The organism is Kribbella swartbergensis, assembly GCF_054784135.1.
Genome location: NZ_BAAGPM010000066.1, coordinates 1 through 877, shown reverse-complemented (window position 1 = coordinate 877; position 877 = coordinate 1). Strand labels below are relative to the sequence as shown.

Below are 877 nucleotides of genomic sequence, written 5' to 3'. Positions count from 1 at the left end.
TCGGTGCAATGGCTTTGGGGCAGTTGATCATCGGCCCTCTGTCCGATCGGTTCGGACGCCGGCCCGTGCTTCTGATCGGGCTTCTGACATTCGTGGTGGGCTCCGTCCTGTGCCTGCTGGCCCAGAGCATCGGCGTCCTGATCGTCGGCCGCATCGTGCAGGCCATCGGAGGCTGTGCTGGGATCACGCTCAGCCGTGCCATCGTGCGTGATCTCTATGGGCGCAACCAGGTGGCCAGCATGATTGCCTATGTCACTATGGGCATGGCGGTCGCTCCCATGATTGCGCCGACCATCGGCGGCCTGCTCGAGACGTTTTTCGGATGGCGCGCTTCGTTCGCGTTTCTGATCGGTTTCGGTGGGCTCGCCCTCGTGTTTGCGTATTGGGGGCTCAGCGAGACCAACCACAACCGCGCCTCAGGGGAGAGTGCGCGCGAACTCCTGCAGGGCTACCGCAGCCTCTTTCGCTCCCGCCAGTTCTGGGGCTACACCCTAGTGACCAGCTTCGTGTCGGCCATGTTCTTCGCCTTTCTGGCGGGTGCCCCGTACGTGATGATCGAACTGCTGGGGCGCAGCCCGGCGGAGTACGGGTTCTATTTTGCCATGGTGCCGTGCGGCTACATGCTGGGCAACTTCGCCACGGGCCACCTCGCAGGCACCATGGGGCCAAACCGGATGATCCTAGCGGGCACGCTCCTGTCTCTCGCCAGCATTGCAGCCACGGCCGCTTTGATCGCTGCAGGCTTCCTGGTGCCGGTTGCTCTGTTCGGGCCGATGCTCTTCATCGGTGTGGCGAACGGGCTGGTTCTGCCGAGTGGCATTGCAGGTGCCGTGAGCGTGAGGCCGGATCTCGCAGGAGCCGCCTCCGGCCTCTCGGG

General features: G+C 64.3%; 1 protein-coding gene. It reads left to right on the top strand.

Annotated features, from left to right (window positions below; all coding sequences use genetic code 11):
* Window positions 1-14: 14 nt before the first annotated feature.
* Window positions 15-877: multidrug effflux MFS transporter (locus ACYVOK_RS35425; protein WP_460666989.1), on the top strand; the 863-nt coding region annotated here is incomplete at its 3' end.